Raw genomic sequence first — 16,608 nt, 5'->3', positions numbered from 1 at the left:
CGGCCTGCGGTGGCCGGTGGGGGGCGAGGGCGTGGCGGCCGCGCCCGCTCCCGACCTGCTGCATGTGCGCATGCCGCCGGCCCTGTTCAGCGGGCCGCGCGGCTATCCGCTGGTCAGCTACAACCCCGGTCCCGTGCACTCGTTCATGGTGATGCTGTATCCGGCCGCCCTGCATGCGTTGACGGGCATCGACATGGCGGCCCTGTTCGACCAGGTGCGTCCGCTGGCACCGCTGTTCGACGCCGACTGGCTGGCCTTGTCCGACGCCGTGCTGGCCGCGCCCGACGATGCAGCGCGCGTCAGGCTGGTGGAGGATTTTCTCGCGCCGCGCTGGGCGCTGGCGCGCAAGAGCGGCGACCAGCCGGCCGGCGCCATTCAGGACTGGGTGCGCCGCCTGGGCGTGCAGGCGGCCTCGACGGGCCTGGCCAGCGGCGCGCGCAATATCGAGCGCCGCATCAAGGCCTGGGCCGGCCAGCCCATGCGCACCCTGCGCCGCATGCGCCGCGCGGAACAGTCGTTTCTCGACGCACGAGAATCCATGCTGCAAGGCAACGCTTCCTGGACCGATATCGCCGCCGAGGGCGGTTACGCCGACCAGGCCCACCTGTGCCGCGAAGTGCGCGCCATCACGGGCCTGAGCCCCACGGAACTGGCGCGTGCCAGCCGCGAGGATGAAAGTTATTGGGTCTACAGGATTTGGGCGTAATCTGGCCCGTGGTGATGTCGGATTACGCGGCGTACCGCCGCTAATCCGACCTACCCGTGGTGGCGAGAGGTGACGGATTAGCGTGGCAACGCCACGCGTAATCCGACAACATCGTTGGCGTGGCCGGTGGTCATGCCGGATTACCGCTCGCTGTACACCTTGCCCTTGGAGAGGGTCACTTCATGATGTCCCGCGCCGGGCGCCATCATGGGGAAGCAGTTTTCCTCGCCATGCACGCGCACGTCGAGGAAATAGGGGCCGCTCGATGCCAGGCAGGCCGCCAGTGCCGCGTCGAGGTCTTCGCGCCGGCTCACCGTGTGCGCCTGCCAGCCGAAGGCGCGTGCCAGGGCGACGAAGTCGGGCAGGGCTTCCGTGTAGCTGTGGCTGTAGCGTTCGCCGTGGTGCAGTTCCTGCCACTGGCGCACCATGCCCATGTAGCCATTGTTCGACAGCACCACTTTCACGGGCAGGCGGTGCTGCACGGCCGTGGCCAGTTCCTGGATATTCATCAAGATCGACGCGTCGCCGCTGACGCACACGACGCATTTTCCCGGATGGGCGATCTGCGCGCCGATGGCGGCCGGCAAGCCATAACCCATGGTGCCGGCGCCGCCCGAGGTGAGCCAGCGGCGCGGCTGCTCGAAGCGCATATGTTGCGCCGCCCACATCTGGTGCTGGCCCACGTCAGTGGAGACGATGGCGTCCTTGCCATCGAGCGCCGCCTGCAGCCGCTGCATCAGCGCCTGCGGCGCGATCACGTCCGGCGTGTCATCGAACGCCAGCGAGTCCTGCGCGCGCCAGCCGTCGATGCGCTGCCACCATGGCTGGCGGTCGGCCAGCAAGCGGCCGCGCAGCTGCGCCAGCAAGGCCGCCAGCACGGGCGCGCAATCGCCGCGCAGGGCCACGTCGGCGCGCACTACCTTGCCGATCGACGCCGGGTCGATATCGACGTGGATGATTTTCGCGCCGGGACAGAAGGCGTCGAGCCTGCCCGTCACCCGGTCGTCGAAGCGGGCGCCGACGCAGACGATCAGGTCCGCGTGGTGCATGGCCAGGTTCGCTTCCAGCGTGCCGTGCATGCCCAGCATGCCGAGGAAGGCCGGGTGCGCGGCGGGAAAGGCGCCCAGGCCCAGCAGGGTCAGGGTGCACGGCGCGGCCGCCAGTTTCACCAGTTGCTGGAAAGCGGCGCAGGCATCGAGGCCGGAATTGATGAGGCCCCCGCCGCCATAGAACACGGGCTGGCGCGCGGAGGCGATCAGGCTGGCGGCTTGCTCGATATCGGCCGCCTCGGGCAGGGGAGCAGGGGCGGCTGCGACGGATGGCGGCGGCGTGTGGTCCGCAACGGGCGCCAGTTGCATATCCTTGGGAAAGTCGATCAGCACGGGACCGGGCCGCCCTTGCGTGGCTTGCGCGTACGCTTCCTGCACCACGGCCGCCGTTTCGTCGGCCGTGCGGATTTGCCGGTTCCACTTGGTGACGGGGCGCGAAATGCCCAGCGCGTCGCATTCCTGGAAGGCGTTCGTGCCGATGCTGGTAGTGGCCACCTGGCCGCTGATGCAGATGACGGGCACAGAATCGCACAGGGCGTCGAGCAAGCCCGTGGTGGTATTGCTCATGCCGGGGCCGGACGTGACGAAGACGACGCCGGGCCGGCCCGTGCTGCGCGCATAACCCTCGGCCGCGTGCACGGCCGCCTGTTCGTGGCGCACCAGCACGTGGCGCAAGCGCGGCTGCGCGTGCAGCGCGTCGTACAGGGGCAGCACGGCGCCGCCCGGGTAGCCGAAGACGGTGTCGACACCCAGGGCCAGCAGGGTGTCGATCAGGGTGCTGGCGCCGTTGCGCGGCGCAAGATCGTGGGCGGGAGCGAGGAGGGGAGCGGGATCGGGTTTCATGTGTCTATTTTCTGCTTGCCCCGGCAGAAAAGGCTGCTGGTTTTCTCGTATAGAATGCAGACTTCAGCAAAATTTGCTGTGAAATAAGGATATGACAGAATGAAGCTGGATAAATTCGACCTCGCCATCCTGACGGCCCTGCAGCAGGATGCCCGCATCAGCCTGCACGAGCTGAGCGCCAAGGTGGGCCTGACCTCGTCGCCATGCTGGGCGCGCATCAAGCGCATGGAAGACGATGGCGTCATCGAAGGCTACACGGTGAACGTCAACGCGGCCAAGGTGGGGCTGGCCGACACCGTCATCGTGCAAGTCACCCTGGACGACCATTCCGACCAGGCCCTGTTCGAGTTCGGCCACGCGCTGGCCATGATCCCGGAAGTGCTCGAAGCGTTCCTTGTCTCGGGCGACTACGATTACTACCTGCGCATTGCGGTGAGCGACACGCGCGACTATGAACGCCTGCTGCGCGAGCGTTTATACAAAATTCCCGGCATCCGCCACAGCAAATCGAGCTTTGTCTTGCGCCAGCTCAAGCAGAGTTACTTGCCCTTGCAGCGCTAAGTTTCCTTGCACGGCGGGAGTTTTTCCCTAGTTCATCGATGGTGGCTGTCCGATACTGGACAGACATAAAAACCATGATAAAAACGGGGACCCGCATGAAACTGACTTTATTCGCCGCCGCGGCCATGGCGCTGTGCCAGGCGCAGGCTGCTGAACCTGCTGGTGCCAGCCTGACCGCAGCGGGCGACTTGCCCACCGTCATCATCACGGGTAGCATGCCGCTGCCCACCGTGGAGCAGGCGAGCGACACGTTCGCCGCGCCCGTGCAGACGGCCAGCGCGCAGCAGATCGCCTCCAGCGGCGCGCTCGACTTATCCGCCTTTCTGCGCCGCAACCTGGGCAGCGTTGTCGTGAACGAAGTGCAGAACAATCCGTTCCAGCCCGACGTCAGCTACCGCGGCTATACGGCGTCGCCGCTGCTGGGCACGCCGCAGGGCCTGTCCGTGTACCTCGACGGCATGCGCCTGAACCAGCCGTTTGGCGACGTCGTCAGCTGGGACTTGATCCCGCGCATGGCCATCAAATCGCTGACCCTGATGCCGGGCTCGAATCCATTGTTCGGCCTCAACACCCTGGGCGGCGCGCTGGCCCTGCAAACCAAGGATGGCAAGAGCAACCCCGGCACCGCCGTCGAGGCGCGCCTGGGTTCCGATCAACGCCGCGGTGTCGAGTTCGAACATGGCGGCAGCAATGCGCAAGGCTGGCACTGGTATGTGACGGGCAACCGTTTCAAGGAAGATGGCTGGCGCGACGATTCCCCGTCCGACGTGCGCCAGGTGTTTGGCAAGCTGGGCTGGAGCGATGCGCGCACGGACATTGCCGTCACCGTTGCCCACGCGGACAATGCGCTGACGGGCAACGGCTTGCAGGAACAGCGCATGCTGGCGCGCGACTACCGCAGCGTCTATACCAAGCCGGACCTGACGCAAAACAGGTCGACCTTGCTGAACCTGACGGGCAAACACCAGGCCAGCGCTGCCCTGCTCTTGTCCGGCAATGTCTACTTCCGCAAGATCGATACGCACACCTACAACGGCGACCTGAACGACGAGTCGCTCGACCAGTCCGTCTACCAGCCCGGCGCGGCCGAACGCGCGGCCCTGGCGGCGGCCGGCTACACGGGCTTTCCCGCCAGTGGGGCGAATGCGGGCAATACGCCGTTCCCTAAGTGGCGCTGTATAGCCAACGTGCTGCTGAACGATGAGCCGGCCGAAAAATGCAATGGCATGATCAACCGCAGCCATACGCGGCAGGAAAACTACGGTTTTTCGGGCCAGTTCACGGCGCTGGCCGACCTGGCTGGCGCGCGCCATGCCGTCACGGCCGGCGCCGCCTATGACACGAGCCACGCCACCTTTCGCCAGACCAGCCAGTTCGGCTACCTGAACCCGGACCGCGGCATCACGCCCGTGGACTTCTTTGCCGACGGCACGCAGATCGACGACGACGGCACGCCAGTGGACAACCGGGTCGACTTGAGCGGGCGCATGCGCACGTGGAGCGTGTATGCGAGCGACAGCATGGCGTTGAATCAAGCGTTGACCTTGACGGTGTCTGGCCGCTACAACCGCAGCACCGTGCGCAACCGCGATGCCATCACGCCCGGCGGCGGCAGCGGTTCGCTCGATGGCGACCACCGTTTCAGCCGCTTCAACCCCGCCATCGGCCTGGCGTACGCGCCAGCGAAGGGCGTGAGCGCCTACCTTGGCTACAACGAAGGCAGCCGCACGCCGACGGCCATCGAGCTTGGCTGCGCCGACCCGGAAAACCCGTGCCGCCTGCCCAACGCCATGGCCGGCGACCCGCCCTTGAAACAGGTGGTGACGAAGACATGGGAAGCGGGCGTGCGCGGCCAGTGGGGCGAGCTGGCCCGCTGGAGCGCGGGCCTGTTCCGCGCGGAAAACCACGACGATATCCTGTTCGTGGCCGATAACCAGGCAGGTTTCGGCTATTTCAAGAATTTCGGCAAGACGCGCCACCAGGGCGCCGAGCTGGCGCTGGACGGCAAGGCGGGCGCGCTGGACTTCGGCGTCAACTACACGTGGTTGCAGGCGACGTATCAAAGCCGCGAAACCGTCAACGGCAGCGCCAACAGCAGCAGCGACGCGGAAGCGCCCGGCCTGGAAGGCAATATCGTCATCACGCCGGGCAAGCGCATTCCTTTGACACCGAGCCATATTTTCAAAGCGCACGTGGATTATGAGGGCGGGCGCGACTGGACGGTGGGCCTGGCCATGACGGCCGTGTCGAGTGCCTATGCGCGCGGCAATGAAAACAATGCGCACCAGGCGGGCGGGCCAGCGTACCTGGGCGCGGGCAAGAGCGGCGGTTACGCGGTCTTTGAACTTAATGGAAAATATCAGCTGACACGTCAGCTGAGCGTGTTCGCCCAAATCAATAACCTGTTCGACCGAAACTATGCGACGGCGGCCCAGCTGGGCGCGACGGGTTTCGACGCCAACGGCAATTTCGCCGCCCGGCCACTGCCGGCCGTGAACGGCGAATATCCGATGGTCAACGCGACCTTTTATGCGGCTGGCGCGCCGCGCAGCGTGAATGCGGGCTTGCGCTATGTGTTTTAAGGGTGGATCTGTTCGATGACGCCATTGCGCAAGGCCAGGTGCACCAAAGCGGCGGGGCCGGGCACGTCGAGCTTTTCCCTGATGCAAGTCTGGTGGTTGGCCACCGTCTTGCTGCTCAGGTGCAGCAGGCGGGCGCAGTCGGCGGCGCTGCGGCCTTCGGCCAGCAGGCGGAAGATTTCGAATTCGCGCTGGCTCAGGCTGCTCAAGCGCTGCGCTTCCATGTTGGCCGTGCCTTGCAGTACGTCAGGCGCGCTGTGCGGGTCGAGGTAGCGCCGGCCCGCGTGGGCGGCGCGCACGGCGTCGACCAGGTGTTCCGGGTCGGCCTGCTTGCTGACGAAGCCGCAGGCGCCGCCGTCAAACGCGCGCGCGATCAGCTGCGGCGTGTCGTGCATGGTAAACACCAGCACGCGGGCGCCGGCGTCGCGGGCGAGCAGCTTGCGCAGCAATTCCAGGCCGCCGATGCCGGGCATGGACAAATCCGTCACGCAGACGTCGGGCGCGTGCTCAAGATGCAAACCATACGCCGTTTCGCCGTTGCCCGCCTCGGCCACGACGGCGATGTCGCCGCCCTGTTCCAGCAGGCGCCGGTAGCCCGTGCGCACCACCGGGTGGTCGTCGACCAGCATCACGCGGATCGGGGTCATGGCCGCGTTCATGCCGCGCACCGTGCCGCCAGGGCCACTTCGATGCGCAAGCCGTTGCCCAGCGCGCTGATCCAGCGGATATGGCCGCGCAGGCCGGCCACTCTTTCGCGCATGCCCAGCATGCCGAAGCCATCTGCTGGCGTCTTGTCCGGGCATAAACCCCGGCCATTGTCTTCGATGGCCAGGTGCAGCACGCCGTGCGCATCGGCGCGCAGTTCCACCGTGGCCCGGTCGGCGCCCGCGTGGCGCGCCACGTTCGTCAAGCCTTCCTGCACCAGGCGGTAGATGGCGGTGGCGGTGCAGTCGTCGAGGCTGTCGGGGATGGCCTGCGGCGCGAAATGGCAAGCGATGCCGTGCTGCTGGGCCCAGCTGTCGCACAGCGCCTGCAGGGCCGGCGCCAGGCCCAGGCTGTCGAGCACGGGCGGACGCAGCCGGCGCAGCATCGTGCGCACCATCGCATGCAGCGCTTCCGACGAGCGCGCGATGCTGGCGGCGCACGCCTGCACGTTCGCCTGGTCGCCGTCGCGCGCGCGCAGGATGTAGCTGGCGGCGGCGCGGATGGCCGTGCAGTCTTGTCCCACTTCATCGTGCAGCTCGCGCGCCAGCGCGCAGCGCTCCTCTTCCTGCGCGTGCAGCAGACGCTGCGTGAGGGCGCGGTTCTGCGCCAGCAGCAGCGCCACCTGGCGTCCGCGCCGCACGGCGAAGCCGGCCAGCGCCAGCGCCAGCACCAGCAGGCTCAGGGCCAGTTCATCGAGTTGCCAGTGCTCCTGGCGCCAGAGTGACTGCGTCAGCCGTTCTGCCAGATCCAGCCTGGCGGCCAGCAGAAAAAAAGCCAGCGTCAGCGTGCAGCACAGCAGGAGGCGCCAGGCCTGCCGCGTGTTCGAGCGGCCGCTGCCGGCCAGTTGGTAGTGTTCCATGATGCTGCTCCCTGAGCACGGTCGATCTTCTTGTTGTGCAAGCTTCATGCCATCGGCGCAAGGGCGGCAGGGGTGGATCGCCGGGGCGGCGGGGGCAGGCAAGTGTTCCAGGATGGAACAGGTGTACCGTGATGTGACGCAGGGGACGACGCGGCAGGCGCGGTTTTCGAGCTTATCCGAAGTCGCGCCGGCGCGCTGGCCCATGCGCCTGCAGTGCGAAGCATTGTTGTTCAAATGTAACGTTGAGATTCCTCAAACTTTCATAGATAAAACAAAACAAAGTTTCGCGGAGTTAGATAAAAAATAAATAAATGATATTAAAAATATGCTATTTGTTTTATGCGATTTGCTATATTTGTTGACACTTTTGTGAAAAAGCTGAAAGCGGGCGCCAGACCTGCCGACCTATCTATCCACAACAATCAAGGGAATAGAATGCATCGTTCATCACATGCGCGGGTATCGCCCGCCACCGCCAATACATCCGCTACCCGCGGTCGCGCCACCGTCCTTGCCGCGCTGGCCACCTTGTCCGTGCTGGCCTCGGCGCCGGCCATGGCCGGTGTCCTGACCTTCGACAACTTGCGCCCCGACGTGTATGAAAGCGGCCAGACGCTCAATACGTCGAGCTACAACCTGCTGTTCCTGGCCGATCCGACCACGGCGGCCGGCGGCGGCGTCAGCGGCGTGGGCGCCATTCTCGATGGCCGCGCGGGTTCGTCGTGCGATATCGCCGCCTGCCCGCAGGGCGCTACCGGCAACTACCTGGCTATCCTCAACGATGGCGGCGTGAACTTCGCGCGTGCCGACCACCAGGCATTCACCCTGGCCGGTTTCGATTATTCCTTCATCGCGCCTGTCTCCGGCTTGCCGAACCAGAATTGGGGCCAGCTGCAGTTGAGCGGCACCCTCAGCGACGGCCAGGTGATCAGCACCTCGCTGGCGTTTCCCGGCCAGGGCAGCGATGGCAATTACTTTTTCCAGAGCGCTTCCCTGCTGGGCGGTTTCAGCAACTACGCGTTTACGGGCCTGACCTTCAATGCCTGCATTTTCAATGACACGGGCGCATGCAGCAATTCCATCGATTTCCCCGCCTTTAACCAGGGCCAGTTTGCGCTCGACAATATCAATGTCAGCGCCGTGCCGGAACCGTCGACCTACATGCTGATGCTTGCCGGCCTGGGCGCCATCGGCATGCTGTCGCGCCGCCGCAGCGGCAAGTTCGCCGCTGCCAACGTGCAAGGAGCGTGAGATGAGATTACGTCCCGTTTCACTCGGCATCCTTCTGCTGGCCGCCAGCCTGGCGCAAGCGGCGCAGGCGCAGGAGCGCCGCTCCTACATCGTGCAGCTAGTCGACAAGCCGGCCGCCACCTACACGGGCCAGGTCGACGGCCTGGCCGCCACCAGGCCGGCGCCGGGCGCGCGCATCAACGTGGGCGCCGCCGATGTGCAGGCCTATTTGAGCTACCTCGACACCAAACAGGCCGCCGTGGCCGGCACCGTCAGCGCGGCGCAAATCACGCACCAGTACAGCGTTGTCTTCAACGGCTTTTCCGCCTTGCTGACGGACGATGAAGTGCGGGCGCTGAAGAAAAACAGCGGCGTGGCCAGCATCAGCGCCGATTCCATCCTGCAGCTCGACACCAGCTACACGCCCAGCTTCCTGGGCCTGGACAAGCCGGGCGGCATCTGGGAGCAGCTGGGCGGCAAGGCGCACGCCGGTGAAGACATCATCATCGGCATCGTCGACAGCGGCATCTGGCCCGAGAACACGGCCTTTGCCGACCGCCTCGACGAGAATGGCGTGCCCAGCCACAGCGGCGGCAACGTCGTGTACGGCGCGCCGCCGGCCAGCTGGCAGGGCACTTGCCAGACGGGTGAAGGTTTTAGCGCCGAGAATTGCAACAACAAGCTGATCGGCGCGCGCTACTACCGCGCCGCCACGTCGGCGCTGCACTGGACGGAATTTTTTTCGCCGCGCGATTCCGTCGCCGGCCTGACGGGGCACGGTGGCCACGGCACGCATACGGCGTCCACGGCCGGCGGCAACAATGGCGCCCTGGCCACCTCGAATGGCGTGTCGCTGGGCAAGGCGTCCGGCATGGCGCCGCGCGCCCGCATCGCCGCCTATAAAGTGTGCTGGACGGCAGCATCGACGGGCCGCAACGGTTGCGCCACGGCCGACAGCGTGGCCGCCATCGACCAGGCGGTCAAGGATGGCGTCAACGTCATCAACTTCTCCATCGGCCCGAACGCGGGCGGCGGCGCCTTCGACGAGCCAACGGAAGTCGCCTTCCTCGGCGCGGCGGCAGCCGGCGTGTTTGTCGCCACGTCGGGCGGCAATTCCGGCCCGGCCACGCCCGCACCCGACGTGCCGGCGCCCGTGTCGCACATCAGCCCGTGGCTGGCGACGGTCGCCAATTCCACCCACAACCGTTTGTACGCGGCCAACGCCATTCTCAGCAATGGCAGCAAGCTGGAAGGCGCATCGAGCAATGCGAATACGCCGGCGCTGCCGCTGATCCAGTCGCGCGACGCGGGCCTGGCCGGCGTGCTGCCGACGGACCTCAATCTGCTGCGCTGTTTCGGCGTGGCCGATGCCACCTCGGCGTATCTGGATCCGGCGAAAGTGGCGGGCAAGATCCTCGTGTGCGACCGTGGCGGCAACGTGCTGGTCAACAAGAGCGCGAATGCCAGGACGGCCGGCGCGGCGGGCGTGATCATCGCCAACGTGGCCGGCGGCGCCAACACCATCATCAACCAGGCGCACGCGCTGTCGACCGTGCACCTGGCGCAGGCGCAGGGCGACGCGCTGAAGGCTTTCATGGCCGCGACGCCCGATGGCACGGCGGCGCTGGGGGAAATCCATACGATTCCCGACACGACGGTGCAGGCGCCGATCGTCAGCGACCGTTCCTCGCGCGGGCCGAACGTGGCCAACGCGAACATCCTGAAACCCGACCTGTCGGCGCCCGGCACCAACGTGCTGGCCGGCGTGACGGCCGACCTGACACAGGCGCAGCGCGATGCCGTGGCGGCAGGCGGCGTGGCGCCGGCGGCCGAGTGGGATTTCTATTCCGGCACCTCGATGGCCAGCCCGCACGTGGCCGGCGTGGCGGCATTGCTCAAGCAGCAGCATCCGGACTGGTCGCCCGCGGCCATCAAGTCGGCGCTGATGACGACGGCCTTCAGCACCTATTCGGATGGCTTGAACGGTTCCGTGTCGTGGGATGCCACGGCGAAGAACTCGGGCCAGCTGCCATGGGGCCAGGGCGCCGGCCACATCGCGCCGAACAGCGCGGCCGATCCGGGCCTCGTGTACGACATGTCGGAAATCGACTATGCTCGCTTCCTGTGCGGCCTGAACCTGAAGGTCTACAGCGCCGCCACGTGCCAGGCCATCGGCGGCATCGCTGCCTACAACCTGAACCTGGCATCGCTGACGGCGGCCAACGTGCTGGGCACGCAAACCCTGACGCGCACGGTGACCAACGTGGGCGCCGGCAGCGCCGTCTACAACGTCTCGGCCAGCCTGCCCGGCTATACGGTGGCGGTGACGCCAACGAGCCTGAGCCTGGCGCCGGGCGCCAAGGGCCAGTACCAGGTCAAGCTGACGCGCACCACGGCGCCGGCCAATACCTGGACCTACGGCGCCCTGAGCTGGACGGATGGCACGCACACGGTGCGCAGCCCGCTGACGGCGCGCGGCACCGCGCTGGCCGCCATTCCACTGGTCAGCAGCGAAGCGGCCACGGGCAGCAAGGTGCTGACCCTGGGCACGGGCTTCTCGGGCCCGCTGGTCGGCGTCAAGTCGGGAATGGTCGAAGCCGTGCGCCAGGCGCGCACGATCGGCCAGGCGGCGACGGGCGCCGCAGCCTCGGCTGCCTGCAAGGCGGGCGGCGCCACGGGTGTGAACGTGCACAACGTGGTGATCCCGGCCGGCACCCTGGCGGCGCGCTTTGCTACCTACGATGCGGAAACGACGGGCGGCGCGAATACCGACATGGACATGGAGGTCTATAACGCCGCCAATGTGCTGGTCGGCAGCAGCGGTAACGAAAGTTCCAATGAGCAGGTGGAACTGCGTCTGCCGGCCGCCGGCACCTACAAGGTGTGCGTGATCGGTTTTGCGCCGCAAAACGGCCAGGCCGACTACACCTTGTCGTCGTGGGTGCTGGCGCCGGGCTTGTCGAATGGCGGCTTCAAGGCGCTGATGCCGGGCACGGCCTACACGGGCGGCACCGCGACCGTCTCGCTGAGCTGGTCCAACCTGGCCGAAGGCACGCGCCACCTGGGCGCCGTCGGCTACCAAGTGGCTGGCGTGGTACAGGGCGTGACGGTGGTCGAGGTCAATACCAATGATCCCGTGCCGCTGTTCCAGAACGCGCGCGGCGCCAGGCCCGTGCTGGCGGAATAAATCGTTCATTGTGTGAACGCAAGGCGTGCCTCCGGGCACGCTTTTTTTTAGGCTCTGTCATCGGCAAGTAGGGAAATGTCGGAATCTTCCTGTGGCCGTGCTGTCTGACTCTGCATACTCACCTCACAGGGAGCAGAAGATCATGCGGCCAGCCGAATGGATCAGTTTTATCGCGCAGTTTGCTCATTTGAGCCAGCGCCAGCGTCAGGCGGGCATTGCCCTGCTGCGAGGTAACTCTCCACACGACGCGACCGTCGCGCTGCTGGAAAGTGTGGCGCAGTTGCGATTGGCCTGTCCCGCCTGCCACTCGGTGCACTTGCACCGGCACGGCCATGCGCACGGCCTGCAGCGCTACCGCTGCGTGCCCTGCGGTCGCACCTTCAATGCACTCACCGGCACGCCGTTGGCCCGCTTGCGCCATAAAACCTTGTGGCTCGACTACACCGATTGCCTGCTGGCATCGGATTCCGTGCGCAAGGCGGCGTTACAGTTAGGCGTGCACCGCAACACCACGTTCCGCTGGCGCCACCGGTTTTTGTCGTTGGCAAAAACGGACCGGCCGCATGGTCTGCATGGTATCGCCGAGGCAGACGAGCTATATCTGCTGGAATCGGAAAAGGGATCCAGAAACATGACGCGTCCAGCCCGCTGCCGGGGCGGCCATGCCCACAAGCGCGGCATTTCCAATGAACAGGTCTGCATCCTGGTGGCACGCGACCGCACGGGGCAGACGCTCGATTTTGTCACGGGAAAAGGGGCGTTGACGAAAGCGCAGCTGCATCATTGCTTGTTACCCGTTATCGACAAGGACGTGCTGCTGGTGACCGATGGCCACGCCGCCTACCGGGCCTTTGCGAGGGAAGCGGGCATCAGCCACCAGGCCGTCAACTTGCGCGCCGGTATCCGCGTGCAGGGCGCCGCCCACGTGCAGAACGTCAACGCGTATCACAGCCGATTGCGCGAGTGGCTGCAGCCCTTTCACGGCGTGGCGACGCGCTACTTGCCGAACTACTTGGGATGGCGCTGGATCCTCGACGCCAGGCGCATCCGTTCACCAGAAACATTATTGAAAGCAACGTTGGGAGCATTCCCTCATCTGACGGTGACATAGCCTTTTTTTATGCACGCCCCCCCCGTTCGGGAGGAATAGCACTTGCATGGCGGTAAAGCCAACGGTATCTTGTCGGATAGCCATGGCTTTGTGGCCTGGCATTCTTGGGGAGTCGCGCGTGACCAGTTTCCGCACCAATACCGACCGCCTGCTGGAAGTGCGCCTGCAGGATGAAAAAGTGCTGGCGATTGCCGGCGCGATGGTCGCCTACACGGGCGCCATCAAATTTGAAAAGTCCCTGCTTGGCGGCGAAGGCCTCTTCGGCGCGCTCAAGCGCAAGGTGACGAACGAAGGCATGCAGGTGATGCAGGCCGCCGGCACGGGCACGGTGTTTTTCGCGCAGAATGCGGCCGAGATCACCGTCATGGCGCTGGCCGGCGAAAAGCTGACCATCGAAAGCAGCAGCCTGCTGGCTTACGACACGAGCCTGAAGACGGGCACCAGCTTTGCCGGCTTGCGCGGCGCCAGCTCGGGCCAGGGCCTGTTTTCCACCACCGTCGAAGGCCATGGCAACCTGGCCGTCATTTCGCGCGGCAACCTGATCATGCTGGAAGTGACGCCGGCGCACCCGCTGCGCGTGGACCCGGACGCCTTTGTCGGCTTCAAGGGCGATATCCGCCAGGAATTCGTTTTTGATGTCAATTGGCGCACGATGATCGGCCAGAGCTCGGGCGAATCGTACCAGCACAAATTCACAGGCCAGGGCGTGGTGTTCATCCAGCCCGCCGAACGTTAAGTTAGCGAGGACCCGCGATGCCTGTCTATCAGCAGATCAATGAAAAAATGCTCGAGGTCAAACTCGGCAATGAAGAAGTGTTCGCGCGCAAGGGCGCCATGGTGTCCTACCAGGGCGACGTGGCGTTCAGCCGCTCCTTCCTGGCCGGCCAGGGCGTGCAAAGCCTGGCCATGCGCGCCGTCACGAACGAAGGCTACGCCATGATGTCGGCGCGTGGCACAGGCAGCGTGTTTTACGCGCAAGGCGGCCTGTTCGTCACCATCGTCCCCGTGCGCGGCGAAACTTTCTATGTGGAAAGCGATTCCCTGCTGGCCTTCGATGCGCGCCTGACGGCCGGCACCATGTTCCTCGGCAACCAGGGCGGTGTGCAGGGCGTGGTGCGCGGCATGGCTTCCGGCCAGGGTCTGTTTACCACCACCTTGCAGGGCACGGGCGAAGTGGCGATTTTGTCCGACGGTAACGCCATCGGCTTGCCCGTCACGCCGGACGTGCCCGTGTTTGTCGACCCGCAAGCGTATATCGGCCACACGGGGCAGCTGAGCTCGACCATCGTCACGGACTTGAACTGGAAAACCTTCGTTGGCCAGGCGTCCGGCGAATCGTACCAGGTGAAGTTTACGGGCCAGGGCACGGTCTACATCCAAGCGAGCGAAAGGTAAGCCATGACGATTTACAACCCCGATACCTTGCCGAAGAACGATAACCTGAACCGTTTTTCGTATGTCATTGACGTCAAGGAACAGATCTTCATTCGCAAGGGCAAGATGATCGCCTTCTATGGCGAGCTGCGCTTCGAAGCCATGGGCAGCAGCGTGCTCGACCTGATCGTGCGCAATGCCTTCAACGCGCCGAAATACATCCACCACTTTGTCGTCGCGCAAGGCCAGGGGCAATTGATTTTGGGCGACAACGGCAACGACCTGGCGTGCTACGACCTGGACAACGCCAACATGACCATCCGCGCGAAAAACCTGTTGGGTTTTACCAAGGATGTGATTTGCCAGGAATCGACCTTGCCCGGTTATCTGACCATGATCGGCACGGGCAAGGTGATCGCCTCGTCGAACGGCCCCGTGCATTTCCTGGAGTTGCCGTGCCGCGTGGACGAGCAGGCCGTGCTGGGCTGGGCCGATTGCCCCAGCCCTTCGTATCACTACGATTACGCCCACGTGCAGGGCTGGGCTTCGGCCGCCGGCGCACTTACCGGTTTTACCCTGTCGGGCGAAGAAAAGCAGATCGACTTCACGGGCGCCGGCACGGTGCTGGTGCAGTCGTCCGAGCTGGACGTGACGGGCAGTTCCGCCCTGGCCAACCTGCTGGCGCAATTGCCGATGCTGGGCAAGGAAGACCTGGGGACCTTGAGCCTTTCTGTCCAGCAGCAGATGAAGCAGGAACGTTAAGCTATTTGACGGCCGCCCAGCCGGGCGGCCGCTTTTCCAAAAAGGCGGTGACGCCTTCATCCGCATCCTCTTCCATCATATTGCGCGCCATCACGTCGCCCGCATACGCATATGCCTCGTCCAGCGGCAACTGGCGCTGCCGGTAGAACATTTGCTTGCCGTAGCGGATGGCCGTCGGGCTTTTCGCCATGATCTGCTGCGCCAGACGCGCCACGGCTTCGTCGAGCGCCGTATCGGCCACCGTTTCGTTGATCAGGCCCCAGTCGGCGGCCGTGTCGGCGTCGATGAAGCGGCCCGTCACCAGCATGTCGAAGGCCCGCTTGGGCGACACATTGCGCGACAGGGCCACCGATGGCGTGGCGCAGAACAGGCCCACGTTGATGCCGGAGACGGCAAAACGGGCGGACGCGCCCGCCACAGCCAGGTCGCAGCTGGCGACCAGCTGGCAGCCGGCCGCCGTGGCGATGCCATGCACGCGGGCAATCACGGGCACGGGCAAGGTTTGAATGGCTTGCATCACGCGCGAGCATTGCGCGAACAGGGTTTGATAATACGCAAGCTCGCGCGTGGCCTGCATCTGGCGTAAATCGTGGCCCGCGCAAAAGGCCTTGCCTTCGGCGGCCAGCACCACGCAACGCACGTGCGGCTGCCCGGCGATGAGGTCGAGTTCAGTCTGCAGCGCCGCCAGCATGGCTTCCGACAGGGCATTGAATTGCAGCGGACGGTTCAGGCGCAGGGTGACGAGGCCACCCTCGTCTTCGCGCAGCACCAGCGGCGCTTGCGTGTCATGTGTTGCGGTCATGCGGTCTCCAGTGGCCTGATGGCCTTGTTGTTCTAGGAAATCTTATTTGGCGGCATTCACGCTGCCGATGCCGGCGATCGACTTGTGCACGATCTTCGGCTTGCCGTAATAGGTCAGTTCACCCATGCCGCGCACGACGGCGTTCAGTTCGCCCGAGGAATACACCTTGACGGAGCCGATGCCTTCGAAATTGACGTCGACGTTTTTCGCCAGCAAGGCTTTCGTATCGACTTCGCCCACGCCTTGCGCCTTCAGGCGCAGCCAGTCGACCTGGCCATCGGCGGCCAGGCGGCCCGCGCCCTTGTAGCTGATGTCGACCCGGGGACCATTGAGCTTGGTCAATATCTTTTCGCCCGCGCCTTCCGCGATCAGCTTGCGCAAGGTGGGCATGGTGATGATGATGCGCGGGTCGCCATCCGTTTTCTTGATGTCCTTGTCTTTCATGGAAATTTTCAGCTCGCCATCGACCACTTCCGTGATCACGCCGCTGAGGAATTTCTGGTCGCCGCGCAGCAGCAGGCTTTGCTCCTTGCCCGATTCGACCTCGATGCTGATGGGGCCGCGGATATCGATGGCGTTGAAGGCGGCTACCGTGCGGGTTTGCTCGTCGGCATGCGCGAGAGTGGACAGGCAGGCGAGGGACAGGACTGACAACAGGAACAGAGGGCGCATGGCGGTTTCCTTGAGTAGTTGATCAGTGTATTCTATTGTGCAACATCTCCATTGGGGAGAAATTTGCGATGAACTGCACAAATCGCGGCGCGGATGACACGGCGCCGCCGGCCAGCCGCGCGCCCGGCAAGGCGCCGTTGGGCTATGCTGTGGCGTACCGCGTCCTGG

Annotated in this window: 15 protein-coding genes; 10 read left to right on the top strand and 5 right to left on the bottom strand. The window is 65.1% G+C overall.

Annotation, left to right across the window (positions count from 1 at the left end):
* The coding region (locus HWE17_RS24605) for an AraC family transcriptional regulator (RefSeq protein ID WP_176390584.1) at window positions 1-706 on the top strand (706 nt) is incomplete at its 5' end.
* Window positions 707-846: 140 nt separating this feature from the next.
* Here HWE17_RS24605 and ilvB read toward each other — a convergent pair.
* Window positions 847-2,598 carry a biosynthetic-type acetolactate synthase large subunit gene (gene ilvB, locus HWE17_RS24600; RefSeq protein WP_176390583.1) on the bottom strand — a complete coding sequence of 584 codons (1,752 nt, stop codon included), beginning with the start codon at window positions 2,596-2,598 and terminating at the stop codon, window positions 847-849.
* Window positions 2,599-2,697: 99 nt separating this feature from the next.
* On the opposite strand from ilvB, the gene HWE17_RS24595 reads away from it, so the two are divergent.
* Window positions 2,698-3,159 (top strand): Lrp/AsnC family transcriptional regulator, encoded by a 462-nt coding sequence (locus HWE17_RS24595; RefSeq protein ID WP_034784295.1) that lies wholly within the window; start codon window positions 2,698-2,700, stop codon window positions 3,157-3,159.
* A gap of 95 nt (window positions 3,160-3,254) precedes the next feature.
* Window positions 3,255-5,741, top strand: a complete 2,487-nt coding sequence (locus HWE17_RS24590) for a TonB-dependent receptor (RefSeq protein ID WP_176390582.1) — start codon at window positions 3,255-3,257, stop codon at window positions 5,739-5,741.
* On the opposite strand, the gene HWE17_RS24585 is transcribed toward HWE17_RS24590, so the two are convergent.
* Window positions 5,738-6,385: a response regulator transcription factor gene (locus HWE17_RS24585; protein WP_176390581.1), complete on the bottom strand. Its 648-nt coding sequence runs from the start codon at window positions 6,383-6,385 to the stop codon at window positions 5,738-5,740. The two genes, HWE17_RS24590 and HWE17_RS24585, sit on opposite strands and share 4 nt — an antisense overlap.
* Window positions 6,386-6,393: 8 nt before the next feature.
* Window positions 6,394-7,302, bottom strand: coding sequence for a histidine kinase (locus tag HWE17_RS24580; RefSeq protein WP_051959349.1), 909 nt, complete (start codon window positions 7,300-7,302; stop codon window positions 6,394-6,396).
* Between HWE17_RS24580 and HWE17_RS24575 the strand changes: the two genes are divergently transcribed.
* From HWE17_RS24575 to HWE17_RS24545, 7 genes are all read left to right on the top strand, one after another.
* The gene (locus HWE17_RS24575; protein ID WP_176390580.1) at window positions 7,301-7,609 is read left to right on the top strand and encodes a hypothetical protein; all 309 of its coding nucleotides are present in this window, start codon (window positions 7,301-7,303) and stop codon (window positions 7,607-7,609) included. The two genes, HWE17_RS24580 and HWE17_RS24575, sit on opposite strands and share 2 nt — an antisense overlap.
* A gap of 128 nt (window positions 7,610-7,737) precedes the next feature.
* Complete coding sequence (locus HWE17_RS24570) at window positions 7,738-8,553, top strand: NF038120 family PEP-CTERM protein (RefSeq protein ID WP_217916878.1); 816 nt, start codon at window positions 7,738-7,740, stop codon at window positions 8,551-8,553.
* Window position 8,554: 1 nt separating this feature from the next.
* Window positions 8,555-11,719, top strand: a complete 3,165-nt coding sequence (locus HWE17_RS28910) for a S8 family serine peptidase (RefSeq protein ID WP_176390579.1) — start codon at window positions 8,555-8,557, stop codon at window positions 11,717-11,719.
* Window positions 11,720-11,861: 142 nt separating this feature from the next.
* Entirely contained in the window at window positions 11,862-12,830 is a 969-nt protein-coding gene (locus HWE17_RS24560; RefSeq protein ID WP_099401395.1) for an IS1595 family transposase, read from the top strand.
* An 82-nt stretch (window positions 12,831-12,912) separates the two neighbouring features.
* Window positions 12,913-13,566 carry an AIM24 family protein gene (locus HWE17_RS24555; protein WP_081922678.1) on the top strand — a complete coding sequence of 218 codons (654 nt, stop codon included), beginning with the start codon at window positions 12,913-12,915 and terminating at the stop codon, window positions 13,564-13,566.
* Between the two features lie 17 nt (window positions 13,567-13,583).
* The gene (locus HWE17_RS24550) at window positions 13,584-14,225 is read left to right on the top strand and encodes an AIM24 family protein (RefSeq protein WP_099389936.1); all 642 of its coding nucleotides are present in this window, start codon (window positions 13,584-13,586) and stop codon (window positions 14,223-14,225) included.
* 3 nt (window positions 14,226-14,228) lie between these two features.
* The gene (locus tag HWE17_RS24545) at window positions 14,229-14,966 is read left to right on the top strand and encodes an AIM24 family protein (RefSeq protein WP_166448980.1); all 738 of its coding nucleotides are present in this window, start codon (window positions 14,229-14,231) and stop codon (window positions 14,964-14,966) included.
* Between the two features lies 1 nt (window position 14,967).
* Here HWE17_RS24545 and HWE17_RS24540 read toward each other — a convergent pair whose 3' ends face one another.
* Entirely contained in the window at window positions 14,968-15,768 is an 801-nt protein-coding gene (locus HWE17_RS24540; protein WP_176390578.1) for an enoyl-CoA hydratase, read from the bottom strand.
* Window positions 15,769-15,810: 42 nt separating this feature from the next.
* Window positions 15,811-16,440, bottom strand: coding sequence for a head GIN domain-containing protein (locus tag HWE17_RS24535; RefSeq protein WP_035824377.1), 630 nt, complete (start codon window positions 16,438-16,440; stop codon window positions 15,811-15,813).
* Window positions 16,441-16,608 lie beyond the last annotated feature (168 nt).

Source organism: Janthinobacterium sp. BJB401 (genome assembly GCF_013372745.1).
Classification (GTDB): Bacteria; Pseudomonadota; Gammaproteobacteria; order Burkholderiales; family Burkholderiaceae_D; genus Janthinobacterium; species Janthinobacterium rivuli.
Note: the sequence above shows the minus strand (reverse complement) of the source record. Positions and strands in the feature narration are given on the sequence as shown.